Here is a 19236-nt window from a genome sequence, read left to right as displayed (position 1 = left end):
GATCGTCATCCGGTGGGTTCCGCGGACGGCCCGACCGCCGATGCACCCAGGGGCTGGGGGGTGGCCTCGGGATCGGCCTCCCAGCTCGTGTGACCACCTCGCATGAGCGACACGACCGCTCCAAGGGCGCTCGCCGCGACACCCGCCCAGAACGCGACGTGGAGGGCGCCGATGAACGGCCCGAGGTCGATCCCGGACGATCCCACCTGCGAACCGCTGAAGATCGCGAGCAGCACCTTCGGGTCCATCGCGCTCGTGACCAGCCCGATGGCGAGGGCGATCGAGATGACGAAACCGCTGTTCGTCAGCATCATCCGGGCTCCGGCGCCGACCCCGCGCTGGGCCGGCGGGACGACCCCCATGACCGCGCTCGTGTTCGGTGAGTTGAAGAGGCCGGATCCGGCGCCGATGACGAGCTGCCAGAGGGCGAGCTGCCAGTACGGCGTGTCCACCTGGAGCGTCGTGAGGCCGAGCAGGCCGATCGCCGTGACGACCATCCCGAGCGTGGCGAGGAGTCGCGAACCGTAGCGGTCGGCCAGCGCTCCGCTGATCGGCGAGAGGACGAGCAGGCCCACGGCGAGCGGGGCGAGGAGGATGCCGGCGGTCACCGGGTCGTCGCCCTTCGCGCCCTGGAGGTAGAACACGAGGAGGAACAGGACTCCGTTCCGCGCCACGCCGTTGAGGAGGCTCGTGAGGTTGCCCATCGCGAAGAGGCGGATCCGGAAGAGCGACAGGTCGAGGAGCGGGTCCGCTCGATGCGACTCGACCCACAGGAACGTGGGCGCGGCGACGAGGAAGGCGATGACACCGCCGACGATCCACCAGGTGGTCCAGCCGTACAGGCCGCCGAAGGCCAGGGCGACCATGAGCCCCATGAGGCCGACGAGGTAGAGCCCCGAACCGGCCCAGTCCATCTTCAGGAGCGGCCGCTTCCCGGCCGGTTCGACGAGCAGGACCCAGGCGGCGATCGAGCCGACGAGGGCGATCGGAACGTTGAACCAGAAGACGGTCCGCCAGCCGAAGCCGGTCAGCCAGCCGCCGAGGATCGGCCCGAGGATGAGTCCGGCACCAACGACCATCGCGTTGATGCCGAGCGCCCGCCCGAGCTCGCGGCGGGGGAACGCGTCCGTGACGAGGGCGGCGGACGTGGCCATGAGGAAGGCGCCGCCGACGCCCTGGATGACGCGCGCCGCGATGAGGGCGTTCGCGCTCGGGGCGAGCGCGCAGAGGATCGAGGCGACGAGGAAGATGACGAAACCCGTTGTGTAGGCGCGGCTCCGTCCGATCGTGTCGGCGAGGCGGCCGGCATTGAGGACGAGGACCGTCGTGACGAGGGTGTAGCCGACGATGATCCACATGAGCGAGAACAGATCCGTGTGGAGCTCGCGGAGGATGTCCGGGAGAGCGATGACGAGGGTGCCGGAGGTGAGCGAGGCGAGAAGCGCGCCGATGCTCGTGACAAGGAGAACCCACCAGCGGTAGCTGTCGGCGGTCTCGCCGGCATCGTGCGCGCGGTGCCAGGAAGGGTTGAGGTTCATCGTCGGTCCCCCGTGCCGCCGGCGTCGAGGTCCTCGAGCCTGGCACGGACCCTGGCCCGCCGTTCCGTCGCCGTCGTCACCATCGCCGCCAGCCGGTCGATCTTCGCCTGCAGGAGCGCCACCTGGCGTTCGGCCCGCTCGAGCGAGTCGCCGAGCAGGGCACGGCGTTCGTCACGATCGACGGTGTGGGCGAACGCCTCGCGGCTGCGGACCCGGGCGGCCTCGTCCTCCATGAGCTGGCCGATCTCCGCGAGCGAGAAGCCGGCATCGTCGCGGAGTGCCTTGATGAACCGCAGGCGCTCCACGTCCGACGCGTCGTACAGCCGGTACGACCCGTCGCTGCGGGCGGCCGGGCTGAGGAGGCGCAGCTCTTCGTAGTAGCGGATCGAACGAGGGGTCAGGCCGAGCTCGGAGGCGACTTCCTGGATGCGGACGAGCCGCGGAGGGACGGCCGGGGCGGAGGCGGCGGGGGACGCGTCAACGGGCATGGGCGATAGCCTAGCACAACATTGCCGTTGACGTAAAGGTTATGGTCGGCGGCTGGTCGCCTGCTCCGCATCCGCGATGGCGCGTCGGCGCAAGGTTGCGAGATACGATCCCGCACCGGGCCATGTCGGCCACGTGACGTCGCCTTGATGCATCCCATGCGGCGCCGGCTCTTCCCTGAGGAGGTGGCCGCCCGGGTCGAGCTCGCCCCCGGCCCAGAGGTCGACGACGTCCCCGCCTCCGGCCGCGATCAGCTCGCGATCGAACGTCGCCAATCGCGCATTCGTGGAGCGGGCGAGCGCCAGATAGATCGCATCGTGGATCGTCAAACCGGAACGTTCGACGAGATCGAGCCCCGCGAGGAGCAGCGGTCGATCGATCTCGACGGTCGCGATCATGAGCTGATCGAGCTCGTACAGGGCCTCGATCACCGCCGACCCCGGGCGCCCGTGTCGCCTGGTCAGGGCGTTGACGACCTCTGCCCAGAACGGCCCTGGGACGAGTAGGGAGCGTCCATGGGCGACCCATCGATCCACGCTCCGGCGGACGACCGCCGACACGTCTTCCTGCCACACGAGCGGGATCGCGACGGAGGCATCGAGCACGATCGAGAGAGTCATCCCTCGCCTCGCGCGCGCTCGTTGGCCAGCCGGATCACGTCCTCGACGTGCGCCGCTCGAGCCTCACGCTCCTGACGGATGACCGTGGCTCCGTCCGGCACGTCGAGTTCTCCCGGTTGCTCTCGCGCCATGCGCTCGCGGAACCGATCCAGCCGATCGAGAGCCGCGAGCGAGCGACGGCGCCGTTCGTCCCGATCGTCGTCGAGGCGATTGGCGTCCTCCACGGAGACGAGCACGGCCATCGGTCGGCGGTCGCGCTCGATCACGATCCGCTCGCCGGCGGACGCGGCGTCGAGCAGCTCGCCGAGCTTTCCGCGGAGCTCGAGCGCGGTCACGGTTCTCATGACTCACTATCATAGTCAACCATGTCAATCTGACCGGCAGCCTGCGGGCACGCCGAGCCGCCCCGCCGAGCCCGCCATGTCGCGACGACCCGTCCCCGATCCGGCGCACAATCTCGACGTGGCCACGACCGTCCGGATCCCGGGATTCCTGCCGAGCACCGCCGGTCTCCGATTCGCGAATACGTGGCCGCATGAGCCCGACATCGCCGTGCGCTTCGCCGGACGGACGATCGTCGGCATCGGTGACGCCGCGGACGGTCTGTGCGGCGGGATGACCTTCGTGGCCGCCGACCGATGGGCCGCGCGGGCCCCCGCCTGGCCGGACGAAACGCCACCGCCCATGGATTCGCCGCACTTCCGGGCGATCGTCCGCCGTCAGATCGACAGCCTCGCCTGGGGCCGACTCCCGATTCGGTTCTATTCGCTCATGGCGTTCCGGCCGGACCACCCGACGGTGCTCAGCCGCGCCCTTCGGCGAGATCCACGGTCCACCGTGACCGTCCGCGACGAATGGCCGAAGATGCGCGCCGAGCTCGATGCCGGGCGGCCGGTGGCGATCGGGCTCGTCCGAGTGGCGTCGCCCAACCCGCTCCGCCTCAACCGGAACCACCAGGTGCTCGCCTATGGCTACGACCTCGAGCCTTCACGGCTGGCCCTCGCCGTTTACGACCCGAACCACCCGCTCGACGACAGCGTCGCGCTCCGCGTCGACCTCACCCCGGATGGGCGATCGGCATCGATCTCCCAGTCGACCGGCGAGCCGCTCCTCGCCTTCTTCCGCGCCCCCTACCGGCCGAAACCAGCGACGGAGTGATCGAGCCTTCGCAGACTCCGACGTCCACATCGGGAAATCGCTCCGCCGGCTCGTGAATGGTCATCGACCGGAGCTCGAGCGTCGACCAGCCGCTCTCGGGTGACTTGACGGCCACCAGCCGGGCCAATCGTGCGGTCTCGTTCTCGAGCGTGACCGTGGGTCCGGTCGATTGCCCCATGATCGCACGTGATCCAGGGGAGATCGAGCGGTCGCAGTGCGTCCACGACTTTCGGTACCATCCGCCCATGGACTACGGACTTGCGCTGCCGAACCTGCGACCGGGCGCTTCCACGGAGAGCATCGAGGCAGCGGTCGAGGTGGCCGAGCGGCTCGGATACACGACGGTCTGGACGACGGATCACGTGCTCGTCGATCGGGCGGCGGCCGGCGAATATGGGCGGATCTTCGACGCGATCCTCACGCTCGCCTATGTCGCCGGACGGACGTCGCGGGTGCGCCTCGGGACGAGCGTCCTCGTCGTGCCGCAGCGGCAGGCGGTCGTGCTCGCCAAGGAGCTCGCCTCGCTCGACGTGCTGTCGCGCGGTCGGCTGACGGTCGGCGTCGGTGCCGGCTGGAGCGAGAGCGAGTTCGCCAACCTCGGGGCGTCAGACCGTTACCACGTCAGGGGCGCCTATCTCGACGAGGCGATCCGACTGTGGCGCCACCTCTGGTCGGGTTCGACCGATCCGATCGCCGGCCGATTCCACGACATCCCGGACTTCGTCTTCGAGCCGTTGCCGGTCCAGCCGGGCGGCATCCCGATCCTCGTCGGCGGTGGTTCGGCGGCAGCGTATCGACGAGCCGGCACAGTCGGTGACGGGTATCACTTCTCCTCGATGCCGCCGACCGCGCTCGAGGGTCCGCTCACCGCGGTCCGTGCGGCCGCCGAGGCGGCAGGGCGGCCGATGCCACCGGTCTCGGGCCGGGTAACGGTCCTCTTCGACGCGACGGAACTGCCGGCCGGGGTGACGGCGGCGGCCATCGGCTCGTCGGAGGCGATCGCGGCGGACATGCGGGCATACGCGGCGGCCGGGGTCTCGCACGTCGCGCTCGTCCTCCGCGAGACGAACCCGGAACGCTACGTCGCGAAGGCGGAGCGGTTCGCGAGCGAGGTCATCCCGCTCGTCGGCTGATCGTGCGCAGCCGCGGTCGCCACGGTGCTCGGGCCGTCGGCGCCGGCCGGGTGCGTCGTGGGCCGCGACGGTGAGCGAGGCCCAGCAATCGGTGCAGATATCGCTCATGGCGATGTTCGGCCGCAGCGCGCGGGAGCATGCGACCGAACCGCGGCAGCGACACCGCCGATCACGTGCAGATAACGGTCACGCGGATGCGCGGCGCGCCATCGGGCCGCTGCGGGCACCGGAAACCGCCGAGAGCGAGCGACACACGCTTAGCATCGGAGAGGTCGATATGTGGCGCGTCGGCGGTGGCGCGTCTCGGTGGCGCGAGCAGGTGGCGCGTCTCGGTGGCGCGAGCAGGAGCCCGACGGACAGTCCATCGGGGACGTCACCCGAGCGACGGCAGCTCCTGGGCGGAGGTGAGCGCACCGGCGAAGAGGTCGCCAGCGGCAGCCACGCGTGCCAGGATCGTCCGGATCGTCCAGCGGTCAGGCCGCAGATCCGGGTCGTCGAGCTCGTCCCAGGCGATCGGAGCGGAGACCGGAGCCCCGGCCATCGGACGCACGGCGTACGGGGCGACGAGCGTCTTGATCGACGCGTTCTGAGTGTAGTCGAGCCGGGCACGACCTCGACGGTCGGCGACGGCCCATTCCCAGGACACGAGTTCCGGCACCATCGCGCCGACGGCGCGAGAGACGCCCTCCACCCACGCGCTCGTCTCGGCGAACGAGTAGCGGGTGACGATCGGGATCCAGACCTGGATGCCGCGCTTGCCGGTCAGCTTCGGAAAGCCGATCACGCTGAGATGCCCGAGCGCCGTCCGGAAAAGCCGCGCGAGGACGAGCGTCTCATCCCAGGTCGTGCGCTCCCCCGGGTCGATGTCGACGAGCGCGTAGGTCGGGCGCATCGGCGCGTCGAGGCAGCTCGTCCAGGCATGGATCTCGAAGGCGGCCTGGTTGCCGAGCCAGCAGAGCGTCGCCACCTCGTCGGCGACGAGGTGGGTGTTCGGCGCACGGTGCTCGGGGCCCACAGCGTGGCCGGTCTCGCCGGTCTCGCCGGTCTCGCCGGTCCCGAGGTCGCGGTCGCCGTGCCAGCGGTCCCCCCAGTCCTCGTGCCAGCGTCGGAGCCACGCCGGCGCGGTGTCGGGCAGGTCCTTCTGCCAGAAGCTCGGGCCGCCGACCCCGTTCGGGAACCGATTGAGGTTGAGCGGCCGCTCGGCGAGGTGCGGCAGCATGACCGGCGCGATGCGGGCGAAGTAGGCGATGAGCTCCCGCTTCGTGATGGGCGACACGGCGTCGGAGGCGGGCTCGGTGGATCCATCGCTCGGCACCCCCGCCGGCGGGAACAGCAGCTTGTCGAGGTTCGTCAGCTTGAGCTCGCGGCCACCGATGCGCCAGATGCCCTCCCGCCCGAGCCGAGCCAGGGCGTCGAGTTCCGCGTCCACCGGCTCGCTCGCGGCAGCAAGGTCGCGACCCGCCGAATGCTGCATCGGTGAACGGTTCACCGATGCACGACTTTTCGGCGTGCTCGGCCTGCACGGCGTGTTCGGCTCCGCACGGCTTTTCGGCGCGCTCCGCCCGCGCGGCTCGCCCGGGGCGCTCGGCTCGCTCCGCGTGCTCGGCGCAGCGCGGCGCCGAGGTGGCGGCCCATCGCCATCCGGCACCTCGACCACAGCATCCGGCGCCCCGCCCACAGCATCCGGCGCGTCGTCCACAGCATCCGGCACCTCGACCGGGCGGTCGCGCACGACGGATCGCGGATCACGCCCCTCGAGCAGGCCCTTGAATGCGCTCTGGCGGATGGTCCCATCGCGGGTCCAGGCGACGAACTCCGCCCGGATGACGATCTCGGGGGCGGCGAATCGGGCCTCCCGCAACGCACCGGTCCGCGGCGGGGCCAGATCGAACGGTGAGTCAGCCTGTGCGAGCGCCTCGAGGCGCGCCTTGAGCATCGATCGAGTCCGGGCGTCCAGCCCGCTGCCGACCCGCCCGGCGTAGCGGAACCGCTCCCCTTCGAACACGCCGACGAGGAGAGCGCCGAGGTCGGCGTGGCTCCCCTCCCCGGGCACGTAGCCACCCACCACGAGCTCCTGTTCCGGCCGGATCTTGAGCTTGAGCCAGTCGGGCGACCGACGGCCCGGAACGTATGGGCTCTGCCGCCGCTTTGCGACGATCCCCTCGAGGTGGCGGGCTTCCGCGGCGGCGAAGAACGCCCGTCCGTCACGCTCGACATGGCTCGCGTACCGGACCCGCGGGTGATCACGCAGGACGTCCCGGAGGAGGCGCTTTCGATCCTCGAGCGGGACCTTGAGGAGCGACCGTCCGTCCAGGTGGAGGAGGTCGAACGCCATGTACACGAGCGGCGCGTCCCCTGCGGCCGGATCGCCGGCGATCCGGCGCTGGAGCAGCTCGAACGACGGAGCGCCGTCCGCATCGAGCGCGACGACCTCTCCATCCACGATCGCCGTCTCCGCCGCGATCCAGCTCGGGGGCTCGAGCAGGCCGGGAAAGTACGTCGCGGCGTCCTTGCCGCCACGCGTCACGGACCGGACGGTTCCATCCCGGACGATGGCCTGGACCCGATAGCCGTCCCACTTGATCTCGAAGAGCCAGTCCGGCGAGTCGAACGCCCGCTCGGCGAGCGTCGCGAGCATCGGCTCGACGAAGGCCGGGAGCGGCGCCGGGACGGCTCTCGACAGATCGATCTCGGCGCGGGCGGAAGGGGCCGCCGAGATCCAGAGGGCGTCGCGATCCGCCTTCACCTCGTCGTTCGTCCGGCCGGCCTTCACGCTCCGTGGGTGGTCCTCCGCATCCCATCCCGGGACCGCCGCCTCGTCACGCTTGTGGATGAGGAGCCAAGGCTCGCCGGTCTCACCGTCGCGCGGCTTCGTCCTGACGATCGTGAATCGACCCCGGAGCTTCTCCCCGCGGAGGCGGAACTTCAGCTCGCCTTGCTCGAGGGAGGCTGCGGGTTCCAGCCTGGGGGCCTCGGGCTCCCAGGTCCCCCAGTCCCAGACGATGACGTCGCCGGCGCCGTACTGTCGGGCGGGGATCACGCCCTCGAAGTCGAGGTACTCGATCGGATGGTCCTCGACGCGCATCGCCATCCGCTTCTGGTCGGGATCGAGCGTCGGCCCGCGCGGCACCGCCCAGCTCACGAGCACTCCCACCACCTCGAGGCGGAGGTCGTAGTGGAGGCGGGTCGCCCGATGGCGCTGCACGACGAACCGCCCGCCGGTCCCGGCAGACGCCAGGGACGGCAGAGACGGCAGCGACGGCGCGGATGTGGCAGGAGCCGAGGGCAGGGACGGTGCCGCAGACGTCGCCGAAGGCGACCCGGCCGGCTCGGGAGTCTTCCCGAAGTCTCGTTTCCGGCGATACGCGTCGAGCGGCATGCGATCAAGTCTGCGGAGGCTGGCCGCCGCTCGCAACCGACTGGCTCACCCGGGAGCCCTCGTCAGGCCGCCGGTGCCTCGTCGCGCATGAGATAGCGCTCAAGGTCCTCCGCCGAGAGCGGCCGGCTGAACAGGTATCCCTGGGCAAGGTCGGCCCCGAGCTCGCGCACCGTCCTCCGCTCAGCCTCCGTTTCCACGCCCTCGGCGATGGTCGTGAGCCCGAGGAGCCGGCCGAGCCGGAGGATCGTCTCGACGATCGCGGCCCGGTCCGGCGCCCTGTCCACGCCGGCCACGAACGAACGATCGACCTTGATGATGTCGACCGGCAGATCCTTGATGTAGGCGAGGGCTGAGTATCCGGTCCCGAAGTCGTCGAGGGCGACGCGCATGCCCAGGGAACGGATCTCGGCGAGGGTCTCGACCGCGCGGGGGACGTTGCCCATGAGGATGCTCTCGGTCACCTCCACGGAAAGCCATCGCGCGTCGATCCCGGCCTCCGCGATGGCCCGCCGGAGGTCGGCGACGAGGTCGGGATCGGCGACCTGGCGGACCGACAGGTTGACGCTCACCGGCAGGGGTGCCCAGCCGCGCTCAGACCAGGATCGCGCCTGACGGCAGGCGTCCTGGATGACCCGTCGTCCGAGCGGCACGATGAGCCCCGTTTCCTCCGCTGCGGCCATGAAGGCGTCCGGACGGAGGAGGCCTCGAGTCGGATGCGCCCACCGGACGAGAGCTTCCACTGCGACCGTCCGGCCCGTCCCCAGATCCACGACGGGCTGGTAGAGGAGGCGGAAGTCGCCGTGCGGGATCGAGAGGCGGAGCTCCCGTTCGAGGTCGAGGCGGGCGATGGCCGCCTCGCGCATCGCCGGCTCGAAGGCGGCCGATCGATCCTTGCCATCGCGCTTCGCGCAGTACATCGCGAGGTCCGCGTCGCGGAGCAGGTCTGCCGCCGAGGTGGACCCGAGGGCAACGCCGGCGCTGGCGAGGACGCTGACCAGATGCCCGGCGACGCTGAACGGCGCGCGCAGGCTGGCGGTGATGCGGTCCGCCGCATCGAGGGCGTCACGGACCGAGCCGACATCCTCGAGGAGGATCGCGAACTCGTCGCCGCCGAGCCGGGCGATCGTGTCACTCGGCCGGAGTGCATCGGCCATGCGCCGGGCGACCTGGACGAGCAGCTCGTCGCCGGCGGCGTGACCCATCCCGTCATTGACCGTCTTGAAATCGTCGAGATCGAGGAAGATGACCGCCACCGGCTGGCCCCCGGCACGGCTTCTGACGGCGATCGCGTGATCCGTCCTGTCGATGAAGAGGGCCCGGTTGGCGAGGCCCGTGAGACTGTCGTGGAACGCCTGGACCTCGAGGAGGATCCGTTTGCGACCGAGGGCGACGGCGCTCGCCACCCGGTCGGCGACGGACTGGAGCAGGCGCAGGTCGCGCTCGTCGAGCTGGCCGTCCTCGCCGGGCCGTTCGACGTTGACGATGCCGAGGAGCTCGTCGCCGGCGATGAGGGGAACGCAGATCTCGCTCCGGGTCGTCGGGTCGAGGGCGATGTAGTCGGGGTCGACGGTCACATCCTGCACGAGCTGTGCGCCACGCTCGCGAAGCGCCCGCCCGATGACGCCGCGACCCTCGTCGTACCAGACGATCGGATCGCCATAGCCCTTCTGGCTGGCGAGGTGAAGCCGGCCCGCCTCGGCGAGGTAGATCGAGACGAGCTTGTAGCCGAAGCGGTCCGCGAGATGGTCGACCACCTGGCGAAGGGCAGACGGCGACGGACCCTCCGTCGCGAGGACGTCGCCGACGGCCTCGATCGCTCGCATCGCCTCGTCCGTGCGGCGGCGTTCCGTGATGTCGATCCCGGTACCGATGATGTAGGCCACCGCGCCATCCCGGACGATCGTCGTGTTCGTCCATGAGATGAGGCGCCGGCCGCCGGTGCGGGTGAGCCAGTGGTTCTCGTGCGTACCGAGCTCAGTCCCGCGGATCAGCTCCTCGAACGCCGCGCGGACCGCACTGATCTGGTCGGCGGGGAGGAGAAGCTCCCAGAACGGGACGCCGCGGACCTCGTCGGCGGACCAGCCGGTCGCCCGCTCGCAGGCGCGATTGAAGCGCACGATGCGGCCATCCGGATCCAGGACGATGAGAAGTGCCGCGACAGTGTCGAAGACCGCGGCGAGGAACGCCGTGTCGGCGGCTTCGACGGCGGAGGGCTCGGCGGCCGGTCGCGGCTCGGCGGCACGCGGCTCGGCGGCCGGTCGCGGCTCCGCGCGGCGTGTGGCGCCCGCGCGGCGAGTCGGGACGATACCTGGAGCCATCGCCTCCGGACGCTACGGCACCGCTGCCGCCCGCGACACAGTACAGAGGTCGTGGCCCGGGGCGGACCCGGGTGCGGCGTTCGTCAGGCGGTCTTCCGGCGACGGGCCGGGGCCGGCACCGCGGTTTCGGGCGTGTCGGCGGTTTCGGGCGTGTCGGCGGTCGGGCTCGCGGCGATCTCGACCGTGCCCGTCGCCTTCTTCGCCCTGGTGGCTCGCCGCTCCGACCCGGCCTTGGCCGCGCGAGCGACATCCACCGAGACCGGAGCTTCGGTCGCCCGGGCCGCCTTCGCGGCATTGACGCTTGCCTCGAGTGCGGCCATGAGATCGACGAGGTTGCTCGTCGGCGCGGCCGTCGGCGCCGACACCTCGCGACCGGCGACCTTCTCCTCGATGACCGCCATGAGCGCCTCGCGGTACTCGTCGCGATAGTCGTCCGCTCGGAATTCGCCGGTCATCGCCCCGACGAGCTGCTCGGCCATCGCCTTCTCCGCCGGCTTGAACTGGACGTCGGCGGCGGGGAGGTCGAGCTCGCCGGTCGCCCGGATCTCGTCCGGCCAGTGCAGGGTCGAGAGCAGCATCGTTTCGTTGAAGGGATCGAGCGCGGCGAGGGCCTCCCGATCCTTGATGACGACCTTGCAGATCGCGGTGAGGCCCAGCTCGGCGAGGACCGTCCGGAGGAGTGCGAATGCCTTCTGGCCGATCTTGTCCGGCTCGAGGTAGTAGGCGCTCTTGACGAAGCGGATCGCCGCCTGGTCCCGGCTCGCGTGAGTGAAGAGCTCGATCTCGATGCTGCGGACCGTCTTGAGCGGGACGCGCTCGAGGTCCTCATCGGTCACGACGACGTACTCGCCTGGCGCGTACTCGAACCCGCGGATCGTGTCGCCACGGGAGATGACTTCGTCGTCGACCGGACAGTAGGTCTTCATCTGGATCCGCGACTTGTCCGTCGCGTGGAGCAGGTTGAAGCTGATGCCCTTCGATTCGGTGGCCAGGTAGAGCTTGACCGGGATGGTCACGAGCCCGAACTGGATGGCCCCCTTCCACATCGCGCGCGGCATTCGACGTCCTCTGCTGCTCGGCTCCTCATGCCAGGAGGGGCCGGGGCGGTGACGATAGCGGCGGAATGTGATCGTGGCAAGGGGCCTCGGCTCGGTTCTGGGCGACGGCTCGGTTCTGGGCCTCGGCTCGGTTGTGGCTTCGGCTCGGTTGTGGCCTCGGCTCGGGCGGACACGGGTGCGGGCCGTCGTCGGGCCGATCGCTATCCGGATATCGGTCAGGCGGATGCTCGGCGCGGCGATGGGCCGTCGTCGGGCCGATCGCCATCCGGATATCGGTCAGGCGGATGCTCGGCGCGGCGGACGGGTCCCCGCGGGTACTCGGACTCGGTGGGGCGTGAGCGAGACATGCGTAGCATCGGAGGGGCGGATATTCGGCATGTCCGGCTTGACGGGCTCCCCCTGGGGCCTGGCGGGCTGGCCCGGCTGGTCCGGCTTGTCTTCCTCGTCCCGCTCGTCCGGCGTCTCTGGCACGAAGATGACCCCGGCGAACGGCCCGGTCGGCCGCCGAAGCCACGCTCGAACGGCGGTTCCACGGTCCGGCAGGGCGCGATCCATCAGCGCCGCGTGTCGGGCGAGATGTCGCCGGCTCGTCGTGGTGGACGGCAGGGCGAGCAGGCGGCCGACGGTCCTGACTCGCCGTTCGTCACGCTCGCGGACGATCGACGGTCCCAGCCGGAACTTCTCGTCGAGCTTGCGGAGCGTCGCCTCGACCGAAACGAGCTCGGACTTGACCTCGATCACGAGGAGCGCGGCAGTCTGCTCATGCCAGGCGAGCAGATCGATCGATCCGCGCTCGCCGAACCGCGAATACGACACCTCCGGCTCGACGCGCCAGCCACTGCGGGCGAGCATCGTCGCGAGCCGGCCGTTCAGCTGCGCATGACGCTCGTCGAGGAGGCGATCGAGCGCGGCGCCCCGCCAGCGGAGCTCGATCATGATCGTCGCGTCGAGCGCGGCCGCGACCGCTCGGACCGTCGCCACCGTCGTCTCGTCGAGACGGCCCGCCTCGATCGTGGAGATCACCGGCTGGCTCGACCCGGCGGCCGCAGCGAGGTCGACCTGCCGCCAGCGGCGGCGACGCCGAAGGGCGCGAAGGGCGGCGCCGAACCGTGGATCGTTCATGCGGCAAGGATGCCGACGCGCCCTTCACCGTAGATCACCAGCTGTTCGGCCGGACGTCCGACGGCGATCGCTCGAAGCGTCAGCGGTGGCGGAGCTCCGCTTCGGCTTCCGAAACGCGGGTGAGGACGCCGGAGCGAAGCGTGTCGAGACCGGTCCACACCGCTTTCGTCGCGTTGCCGATCGAGGTGAGTTGGCTCTTCAGCGCCTTGATCGTCTCGAGCTGTTCCCGGATCCCCGCGAGTGCCGCCGATACAGCCGCGGCGTCGACCTCGACTTCGCGCTCGACGAGCGTGGCGACCGCGAGAAGCCGCGCGAGCCGCACCGCGGCTTCGAGCGTCGTGATCTCGGGCGCCGCCGGGTCGATGACGCAGTAGACGTCGCCCGCCCGGATGTCGAACGGTGCGATGCCCGTCGGTGCGTGCGCGGGCGTGAAGACGACGAGGCCGACCGCCGCCGAGCGGTTCGTCTTTGCCTCGCGGAGCTCGTCTCGGATCGCCCGCCCCGAGATGGCTCGATCCTTGGCCTCGATGACGACGCGGAGGTCCGCGCCCCTCGCGAGCGCTTCATTGACCGTGAGCACGAAGTCGCCCTTCTTGCTCTTGATGACGTCTCCCGCCTCGTTCGCGGTCCGATCGAGGAGGTCGCCGTTCGCCCGGGCGAGATCGCCCAGCATCGCCTCGATGACATCCTCGAAGTCGACGCCCTTGGCGGCCGATCTCGCCCGTTCGGTCGCCCGCGCGGCCGCCGCCGCCTCGATCGCGGTGAGGCGCTCGTTGAGCTGGGCGAACCCGTCCGAGATCTCCTCCCGGAACTGGTACATCGGCGAGCCGAGCCGGGTCGGGTCGATGAGCCGGGCCAGCTTCGAGGCATCGCCGTCGAAGTAGGTCCCGAGGAGCGTCCCGATCCGGCCGATCGCGCTGTCGCGCTTGGTCTCGTCGAAGAGGTCGTTCACGAACACCCGGAGCTGGCCGCGATCGCCGAGGAACCGCTCGAGCGTCCGCGGGAGGCGGCCGTCGCCGTCGGCGAAGTTCGTCCGCAAGGCCTGCTCCAGCGCGAGGGCGGCCCGTTCATTCGCCGCCTCCGACTGCTTGAGGAGGCCCTCGAACTCACGCCGGACGACGTCGACGTTCACGGTGACGCCGGCGTCCTGCAGCGCCACGAGCCCGATCTTCAGGGCTCGTTCGACGAGTGCCGGTCGATCGTCCATCGGCCGCTCGGCGACGAACGCGGCGAGGGCGGGGTCGACGAGGGTCAGGCGGTCGACGACGATCCGGTCACCCTCGAGCCGGACAATCGTCGCCGGCGCTGCGGCCGGCGTCGGGAGGGAGACGAGGCGGGCTTCCATGGCGCGATCCTCGGCCGCGCCCGTGTCACCTAGCGTGGCACAGCCGCACGGGCGATCCAGGATCGCCGCTCAGCCCCGCCTGACGGTCGCCTCGATGAGCCCGTACGGCTCGCGCGTCGCGACGAACACCTCGCCCCGGTTCTCGAGCCCGAACGGCCGCAGGTCGACCGCCCAGTGGTGGAGGTTCGGCATCGACATCGTGATCTCCTCAAGCTCCGGGTGGCGCTCGAGGATCGCCCGGCCGACGATCCAGATCGACGCCTGGACCGACGGACTGTCGTGCTCCGCGAAGACCTCGAGGAATGTCTCCCTGACCGCCTCGAACACGGCATCGAAGTCGAGGCCGCGCCCCACCGTCGCCGACGAATACCGCCAGCGGGCGCTCACGCGGGTCGCCATGATGCGGTCGGCGGTCTCGGCGAGGGTGGTGTATCGGTCGCGCGGGAAGCCGGCGAACGACGACTTCGCGGTCTTCATGACCGACAGATCCTCGATGCCGGCCTCGACGGTGGTCGAGCCGGTCGAGCCGCCGCCCGCCGCGATCGTCGCGACTCGCGTCCACGATCCTTCGCGGGCGAACGCATCCGGCGACGGTCCGTCGCCCGTCTCGATCGGTCTCTGTCCCGCCCCGATCGGCAGCCACCGATGCTCGCGCAGCCGGACGCTCGCTCGCCTGACCTGGGCGTACGCAGCGAAGTGTTCGGCCAGCCGTCGCCCGAACGCCTCGATCGAGCCGTCGGACCCGTCTCGTCCGTCAAGCCCATCCGCGGCGAACGCGTACACGGTGTTCTTCATCGTGTCGGTGGCGATGACGAGGCCGTTGTCGCCATCGGTGTAGGACGTCGCGAAGTCGCCCTCGAGCGCGATCGACACGGACACGTCGCGGACGACATGGCGATCGGGTCCGCGGACCACGCGGACCAATCGGATCGCCTCCTTGCCGTACTGGTTGTCGCCGAGCTCGATCACGAGCGCCTCCCGCCGCCGTGCCGTTTCTCCCACCGATCCGCCGCGATGTCGATGACCGCGTCGAGCGCACGGGTGATCTCCGCCGCCCGATCCGCCGCGAGCGCCGCCTCCATCGAGGGCAGGAGCGCCGCCCGCGGTCGTCCGGCGACGAACACGCAGTATCGGAACCCGAACCGCGCCTCGTAGGCGTCATTGAGGCGATCGAGCTCGGCCGCGACCCGGGCCTGCTCGGCCGCGACCCGGGCCTGCTCGGCCGCGACCCGCGCCTGCTCGGCGTGCGGCCGAACCGTCGCTTCGCCGTACCTCTGCTCGGCGAACGAGGACGCGGACACCGAGTCCGGCGACGCGCCGAGCCTCGGATGGGCGTCGATGAGCTCGAGCTGCTCGACCTCCGGCATCGATCGGGCGATCGCTCGAGCCCGCTCGAACATCGCCGCACTGCTCCCGAACGGCCGCTCGAGCGCCAGCCGGACGAGGAACCGCGGGGCGCCCTCGAAGAGCGGCGCGACGGCATCCCGGAACCCGGCCTCGCTCGCCGTGTCGAGGGCGCAGCCGCCCGCCTCGCGCACGGTCGCCGCCATCAACTGCCGCGATACGTGCCGAGCGAGAACGGCGCGACGAGGAGCGGCACGTGATAGCTCCGGGACGTGTCCGTGACGCGGAAATCCACCGCCATGGTCCGGAAGAATGTCTCGCCCGTGTCGGGAATCTCGAACCGGAGCCGGTAGTCACCCGCCTGGAGCGGCCGACCGAGAAGGTCGGATACCCGGCCATCCGCATCGGTGAGGGCCTGGCTCAGGCGGACCGGCCGGCCGTCGAGCTCGAGCCGGTAGAGCGTGACCGCGATCCCCTCGGCCGGTCGGCCACGGCCGGTGTCGAGGACGTGGGTGGAGATCGTCGGCTCGGCCATCCGGTCACTCTAGCGGGTATGCTGCGGCGATGGGCGACCAGTCGAACCCGCCGAACCCGCCGAACCCGCCGAACCTCTCCATCCGCGTCGGCGACCTCCGGTTCACGGCCCGCTGGGAGCCGGCGGCTCCCCGAACGATCGAGGCGGTCCGGCGGATGCTCCCGATCTCGACATCGCTCATCCACTGCCGCTGGAGTGGCGAGTCGACATGGATCCCGTACGGCGAGTTCCGGCCCGGGATCGACTACGAGAACCACACGTCGCACCCTGCACCGGGCCAGCTCGCGATGTACCCCGGCGGGATCAGCGAGTGCGAGATCTTCTTCCCATATGGGGCGTGCACCACGAGCTCGAAGGTTGGCCAGCTCGCGGCGAATCACTTCGCGACGATCGTTCCGGACGATGGCTGGGCGGAGCGGCTCCGTGAGGTCGGCCGGCGCTGCCTGTGGGAAGGGGCCCAACCGATCGTCATCGACGAGGCGTGAGCGACCTCCTCATCCGGGGCGGCACCGTCGTCACGGCGAGCGGGTCGCGGCGGGCGGATCTCCTCGTCGCCGATGGTCTGATCGAAGCCATCCTCACCGCGGAGGAGGGCGCGCGGGTGGCTGAAGGCGCGTCCGGAGCCGAGCCTGTCGATGCGGAAGGTCTTCTCGTGCTGCCGGGCACCGTCGACGTCCACACCCACACGCGGGTCGCCTCGGACGACGAGCCCGATCGATTCTTCCGCGACACGGTGGCGGCCGCGTTCGGCGGGACCACGACGATGTTTGCCTTCAACAACCCGAAGACCGGCTCCTCCGAGGCGGCCGAGCGATCGCTCGTCGCCGGGATGAACGAGTGGCGAGCCGCGACCGCAGGCGATGCGGCGATCGACGTTGCTCCGAGCCTCGCGCTGAGCGGCCGGATGGAGGACCCGATCGGCGAGCTGTCCGCGATCGTCGCGGGCGGGGTGCCGACGGCGAAGGCTTTCATGGTCTACGACTTCCGACTCGACGACCGGCGCCTGCTCGAGGCCCTCGGCGCTCTCGGCCGGGCCGGCGGCATGCTCGAGGTCCACTGCGAGGATCCCGTACTCATCGAAGCCGCGGTGGCAGCCGCGGTTCAGCGTGGTGATGTGCTATCGCGCTATCACGCTACTACGCGATCACCAGAGGCCGAAGCGGTCGCCACCCATCGGGCCCTCGAGTTCGCCCGCGCGGCCGATGCGCCCATCCACATCGTTCATCTTTCGTCCGCGGCCGCCCTCGAGGAGGTCCGGCGCGCGAAGGCGTCCGGCGTCCGCGCATCGGCCGAGACCTGCCCGCACTACCTGACGTTCACCGCCGATCGATACGAGCTTCCGGACGCCGAGGCGATCCGCTACGTCATCTCGCCGCCGCTCCGCTCGCCGGCCGATCGCGACGCTCTGTGGGACGGCCTCGCCGACGGAAGTCTCGACATCGTGGCGACGGACCACGTCCCGGACCGGCTCGCCGTCGAGAAACGCACTCCCGCTCCGCCGTTCCCGGAGATCAGCAATGGCGCCCCCGGGATCGAGACACTGCTCACGGTCATCTACAGCGAAGGCGTCGCCCGCGGGAGGATCACCCGCGAGCGGATGGTCGACCTGCTGGCGACGACGCCGGCCCGGCGGTTCGGACTCGCGCGGAAGGGCGCGATCGAACCCGGACGGGACGCCGACCTCGTCCTCTTCGATCCGACCGCGCGGCGCACGATCCGCGCCGCGGATCTTCATCACACGAGCGACTACACGCCGTACGAGGGTCTCGCAGTCGCCGGCGCGGTCCGCTCGGTGTTCGTCCGCGGCCGAGCCGTGATCAGGGATGGGACCTTCGTCGGTGAGCGCGGGTTCGGTCATTTCGTCGAACGGGCCATCGTGAGCTGAGGAGGATCGTGTCGTCATGAACGCTGGGCAGCCCATCACCGTCGCCTACTTCTACCGGATCCGCTGGGGGCGCGTCGACGAGTTCATCGATCTCTTCGAGCGCAACCATTGGCCGATCCTCCGCGAGCAGCTCGCCCGAGGCCGGTTCACGGACGTTCGGGCGTACGGGCCGCGGTTCCACGGTGACGGGCGGGCCGATTGGAACTTCCTTGTCACGATCACGTACCGCGACTGGGCCGCCATCGAGGAGCACTCGGATGGCGAGATCGCGGCTCGGCTCTACCCGGACCAGGCGCGCTTCGAGGCCGACGAGACCCGGCGCTTCGAGCTGGTCGAGGCCCACTGGGACGTTCCGCTCGAGGAACGACCGCTCCCGCGAGGGTAACGCGGGCATCCGGCCGGGCGACTCCGGTGACTGGCTGGTGATCGACGGGCTCCAGACTCGAGGGCGTGGACGATCTCCGAGTCGGGACAAGTATTCGAGTGATCCGCATCCGGCGGCGGATGCGCCAGGAGGACGTGGCGCTGGCCGCCGGCGTATCGCGCGCGACGGTCTCGCGGGCCGAACGAGGGCACGTGGGGTCGATCTCGCTTGACACGCTCCGCTCGGTCTGCGCGTCGCTCGACATCCGGGTCGATCTCGTACCGCGCTGGCGGGGCGGCGACCTCGAACGCGTCGTCAATGCGCGCCATGCGGCGATGCACGAGGCGATCGCCCGCGCGTTCCGCGACCGCGCGGGCTGGACGGTGCAACCCGAGGTGTCCTTCTCGCAGTTCGGCGAACGCGGGGTGATCGACCTGCTCGCGTGGCATGCGGATCGGCGATCGCTCCTCATCGTGGAGCTGAAGACCGAGCTCGTCGACATCAATGACCTGATGGCCACGATGGACCGGCGGCGACGGCTGGCCCCAGCGATCGGGCAGGCCCGCCAGTGGGTGCCGGCTTCGGTGGGAGTCTGGGTCGTCATGGCCGGCACGATGACGAACCGGCGGCGCCTCGCCGAGCACTCGACCGTGCTGCGGGCCGCGTTTCCGGCGGCTCGGCCCGCGATGAGTCGGTGGCTCCTCGACCCGGTCGGGCCGATCGCCGGGCTCACGTTTCTCTCAGGCGCTCACCAGCGGAACGTTGGTGAGCCGATCGGCGCCATCCGACGGGTTACGCGGGCCAGATCCGCCTCGGGCGTTCCTGAGGTAAGCGGATGAGACCTCCGCGGGCGGCGGGCGTACCCAACGTTCCGGTCATGAGCGGATGAGAAAAATGGCGGGAGGGCCGAGGCGGGAGGGCCGAGGCGGGAGGGCCGAGGCGGGAGGGCCG

18 protein-coding genes are annotated in these 19236 nt (G+C 70.6%); 6 read left to right on the top strand and 12 right to left on the bottom strand.

What is annotated here, in order from left to right:
• Positions 1–5 precede the first annotated feature (5 nt).
• From IVW53_10560 to IVW53_10545, 4 genes are read right to left on the bottom strand one after another with little or no spacing between them, the layout of a single operon-like run.
• Positions 6–1538 carry an MFS transporter gene (locus IVW53_10560; GenBank protein ID MBF6606011.1) on the bottom strand — a complete coding sequence of 511 codons (1533 nt, stop codon included), beginning with the start codon at positions 1536–1538 and terminating at the stop codon, positions 6–8.
• The gene (locus tag IVW53_10555) at positions 1535–2026 is read right to left on the bottom strand and encodes a MerR family transcriptional regulator (GenBank protein MBF6606010.1); all 492 of its coding nucleotides are present in this window, start codon (positions 2024–2026) and stop codon (positions 1535–1537) included. The genes IVW53_10560 and IVW53_10555 overlap by 4 nt, the downstream gene beginning before the upstream one ends.
• A 39-nt stretch (positions 2027–2065) precedes the next feature.
• Positions 2066–2644, bottom strand: coding sequence for a type II toxin-antitoxin system VapC family toxin (locus IVW53_10550; protein ID MBF6606009.1), 579 nt, complete (start codon positions 2642–2644; stop codon positions 2066–2068).
• On the bottom strand, positions 2641–2988 hold the full coding sequence (locus IVW53_10545) for a type II toxin-antitoxin system Phd/YefM family antitoxin (GenBank protein MBF6606008.1): 348 nt from the start codon (positions 2986–2988) through the stop codon (positions 2641–2643). The genes IVW53_10550 and IVW53_10545 overlap by 4 nt, the downstream gene beginning before the upstream one ends.
• A gap of 76 nt (positions 2989–3064) precedes the next feature.
• Here IVW53_10545 and IVW53_10540 point away from each other — a divergent pair, with 76 nt between their 5' ends.
• Together IVW53_10540 and IVW53_10535 are read left to right on the top strand one after the other, a co-directional pair.
• Complete coding sequence (locus IVW53_10540) at positions 3065–3802, top strand: hypothetical protein (protein ID MBF6606007.1); 738 nt, start codon at positions 3065–3067, stop codon at positions 3800–3802.
• Positions 3803–4047: 245 nt separating this feature from the next.
• On the top strand, positions 4048–4935 hold the full coding sequence (locus tag IVW53_10535) for a TIGR03619 family F420-dependent LLM class oxidoreductase (protein ID MBF6606006.1): 888 nt from the start codon (positions 4048–4050) through the stop codon (positions 4933–4935).
• A gap of 373 nt (positions 4936–5308) precedes the next feature.
• On the opposite strand, the gene ligD is transcribed toward IVW53_10535, so the two are convergent.
• The 8 genes from ligD to uraH all read right to left on the bottom strand — a co-directional run bounded on the left by ligD (position 5309) and on the right by uraH (position 16036).
• Positions 5309–8314, bottom strand: a complete 3006-nt coding sequence (ligD, locus tag IVW53_10530) for a non-homologous end-joining DNA ligase (protein MBF6606005.1) — start codon at positions 8312–8314, stop codon at positions 5309–5311.
• Between the two features lie 62 nt (positions 8315–8376).
• Positions 8377–10632 carry an EAL domain-containing protein gene (locus tag IVW53_10525; protein ID MBF6606004.1) on the bottom strand — a complete coding sequence of 752 codons (2256 nt, stop codon included), beginning with the start codon at positions 10630–10632 and terminating at the stop codon, positions 8377–8379.
• Between the two features lie 83 nt (positions 10633–10715).
• Positions 10716–11690, bottom strand: a complete 975-nt coding sequence (locus IVW53_10520) for a Ku protein (GenBank protein MBF6606003.1) — start codon at positions 11688–11690, stop codon at positions 10716–10718.
• Positions 11691–11966: 276 nt separating this feature from the next.
• A complete protein-coding gene (locus IVW53_10515; GenBank protein ID MBF6606002.1) occupies positions 11967–12812 on the bottom strand; it encodes a helix-turn-helix domain-containing protein in 846 nt (281 codons plus the stop codon).
• Between the two features lie 79 nt (positions 12813–12891).
• On the bottom strand, positions 12892–14157 hold the full coding sequence (locus IVW53_10510; GenBank protein MBF6606001.1) for a hypothetical protein: 1266 nt from the start codon (positions 14155–14157) through the stop codon (positions 12892–12894).
• Between the two features lie 69 nt (positions 14158–14226).
• Positions 14227–15159 carry a urate oxidase gene (gene pucL / locus IVW53_10505; GenBank protein ID MBF6606000.1) on the bottom strand — a complete coding sequence of 311 codons (933 nt, stop codon included), beginning with the start codon at positions 15157–15159 and terminating at the stop codon, positions 14227–14229.
• On the bottom strand, positions 15123–15707 hold the full coding sequence (locus IVW53_10500; protein MBF6605999.1) for a 2-oxo-4-hydroxy-4-carboxy-5-ureidoimidazoline decarboxylase: 585 nt from the start codon (positions 15705–15707) through the stop codon (positions 15123–15125). The genes pucL and IVW53_10500 overlap by 37 nt, the downstream gene beginning before the upstream one ends.
• A complete protein-coding gene (gene uraH, locus IVW53_10495; GenBank protein ID MBF6605998.1) occupies positions 15707–16036 on the bottom strand; it encodes a hydroxyisourate hydrolase in 330 nt (109 codons plus the stop codon). The genes IVW53_10500 and uraH overlap by 1 nt, the downstream gene beginning before the upstream one ends.
• Positions 16037–16065: 29 nt before the next feature.
• Here uraH and IVW53_10490 point away from each other — a divergent pair, with 29 nt between their 5' ends.
• The 4 genes from IVW53_10490 (at position 16066) to IVW53_10475 (ending at position 19124) form a co-directional block, all read left to right on the top strand.
• Positions 16066–16521, top strand: a complete 456-nt coding sequence (locus IVW53_10490; protein MBF6605997.1) for a DUF3830 family protein — start codon at positions 16066–16068, stop codon at positions 16519–16521.
• Complete coding sequence (hydA, locus tag IVW53_10485; GenBank protein MBF6605996.1) at positions 16518–17921, top strand: dihydropyrimidinase; 1404 nt, start codon at positions 16518–16520, stop codon at positions 17919–17921. Before IVW53_10490 ends, hydA begins: the two co-directional genes overlap by 4 nt.
• Positions 17922–17937: 16 nt before the next feature.
• Positions 17938–18306: a hypothetical protein gene (locus IVW53_10480; protein MBF6605995.1), complete on the top strand. Its 369-nt coding sequence runs from the start codon at positions 17938–17940 to the stop codon at positions 18304–18306.
• A 65-nt stretch (positions 18307–18371) separates the two neighbouring features.
• On the top strand, positions 18372–19124 hold the full coding sequence (locus IVW53_10475; GenBank protein ID MBF6605994.1) for a helix-turn-helix transcriptional regulator: 753 nt from the start codon (positions 18372–18374) through the stop codon (positions 19122–19124).
• The last annotated feature ends 112 nt before the right edge of the window (positions 19125–19236 follow it).

This window comes from Chloroflexota bacterium (assembly GCA_015478725.1).
Lineage (GTDB): Bacteria > Chloroflexota > Limnocylindria > Limnocylindrales > CSP1-4 > C-114.
Note: the sequence above shows the minus strand (reverse complement) of the source record. Positions and strands in the feature narration are given on the sequence as shown.

What these genes read in the sequence shown, in the direction of transcription:
- IVW53_10560 (MBF6606011.1), bottom strand. Translation starts at nt 1,538, where the DNA reads ATGAACCTCAACCCTTCCTGGCACCGCGCGCACGATGCCGGCGAGACC.
- IVW53_10555 (MBF6606010.1), bottom strand. Translation starts at nt 2,026, where the DNA reads ATGCCCGTTGACGCGTCCCCCGCCGCCTCCGCCCCGGCCGTCCCTCCG.
- IVW53_10550 (MBF6606009.1), bottom strand. Translation starts at nt 2,644, where the DNA reads ATGACTCTCTCGATCGTGCTCGATGCCTCCGTCGCGATCCCGCTCGTG.
- IVW53_10545 (MBF6606008.1), bottom strand. Translation starts at nt 2,988, where the DNA reads ATGAGAACCGTGACCGCGCTCGAGCTCCGCGGAAAGCTCGGCGAGCTG.
- IVW53_10540 (MBF6606007.1), top strand. Translation starts at nt 3,065, where the DNA reads ATGTCGCGACGACCCGTCCCCGATCCGGCGCACAATCTCGACGTGGCC.
- IVW53_10535 (MBF6606006.1), top strand. Translation starts at nt 4,048, where the DNA reads ATGGACTACGGACTTGCGCTGCCGAACCTGCGACCGGGCGCTTCCACG.
- ligD (MBF6606005.1), bottom strand. Translation starts at nt 8,314, where the DNA reads ATGCCGCTCGACGCGTATCGCCGGAAACGAGACTTCGGGAAGACTCCC.
- IVW53_10525 (MBF6606004.1), bottom strand. Translation starts at nt 10,632, where the DNA reads ATGGCTCCAGGTATCGTCCCGACTCGCCGCGCGGGCGCCACACGCCGC.
- IVW53_10520 (MBF6606003.1), bottom strand. Translation starts at nt 11,690, where the DNA reads ATGCCGCGCGCGATGTGGAAGGGGGCCATCCAGTTCGGGCTCGTGACC.
- IVW53_10515 (MBF6606002.1), bottom strand. Translation starts at nt 12,812, where the DNA reads ATGAACGATCCACGGTTCGGCGCCGCCCTTCGCGCCCTTCGGCGTCGC.
- IVW53_10510 (MBF6606001.1), bottom strand. Translation starts at nt 14,157, where the DNA reads ATGGAAGCCCGCCTCGTCTCCCTCCCGACGCCGGCCGCAGCGCCGGCG.
- IVW53_10500 (MBF6605999.1), bottom strand. Translation starts at nt 15,707, where the DNA reads ATGGCGGCGACCGTGCGCGAGGCGGGCGGCTGCGCCCTCGACACGGCG.
- uraH (MBF6605998.1), bottom strand. Translation starts at nt 16,036, where the DNA reads ATGGCCGAGCCGACGATCTCCACCCACGTCCTCGACACCGGCCGTGGC.
- IVW53_10490 (MBF6605997.1), top strand. Translation starts at nt 16,066, where the DNA reads ATGGGCGACCAGTCGAACCCGCCGAACCCGCCGAACCCGCCGAACCTC.
- IVW53_10480 (MBF6605995.1), top strand. Translation starts at nt 17,938, where the DNA reads ATGAACGCTGGGCAGCCCATCACCGTCGCCTACTTCTACCGGATCCGC.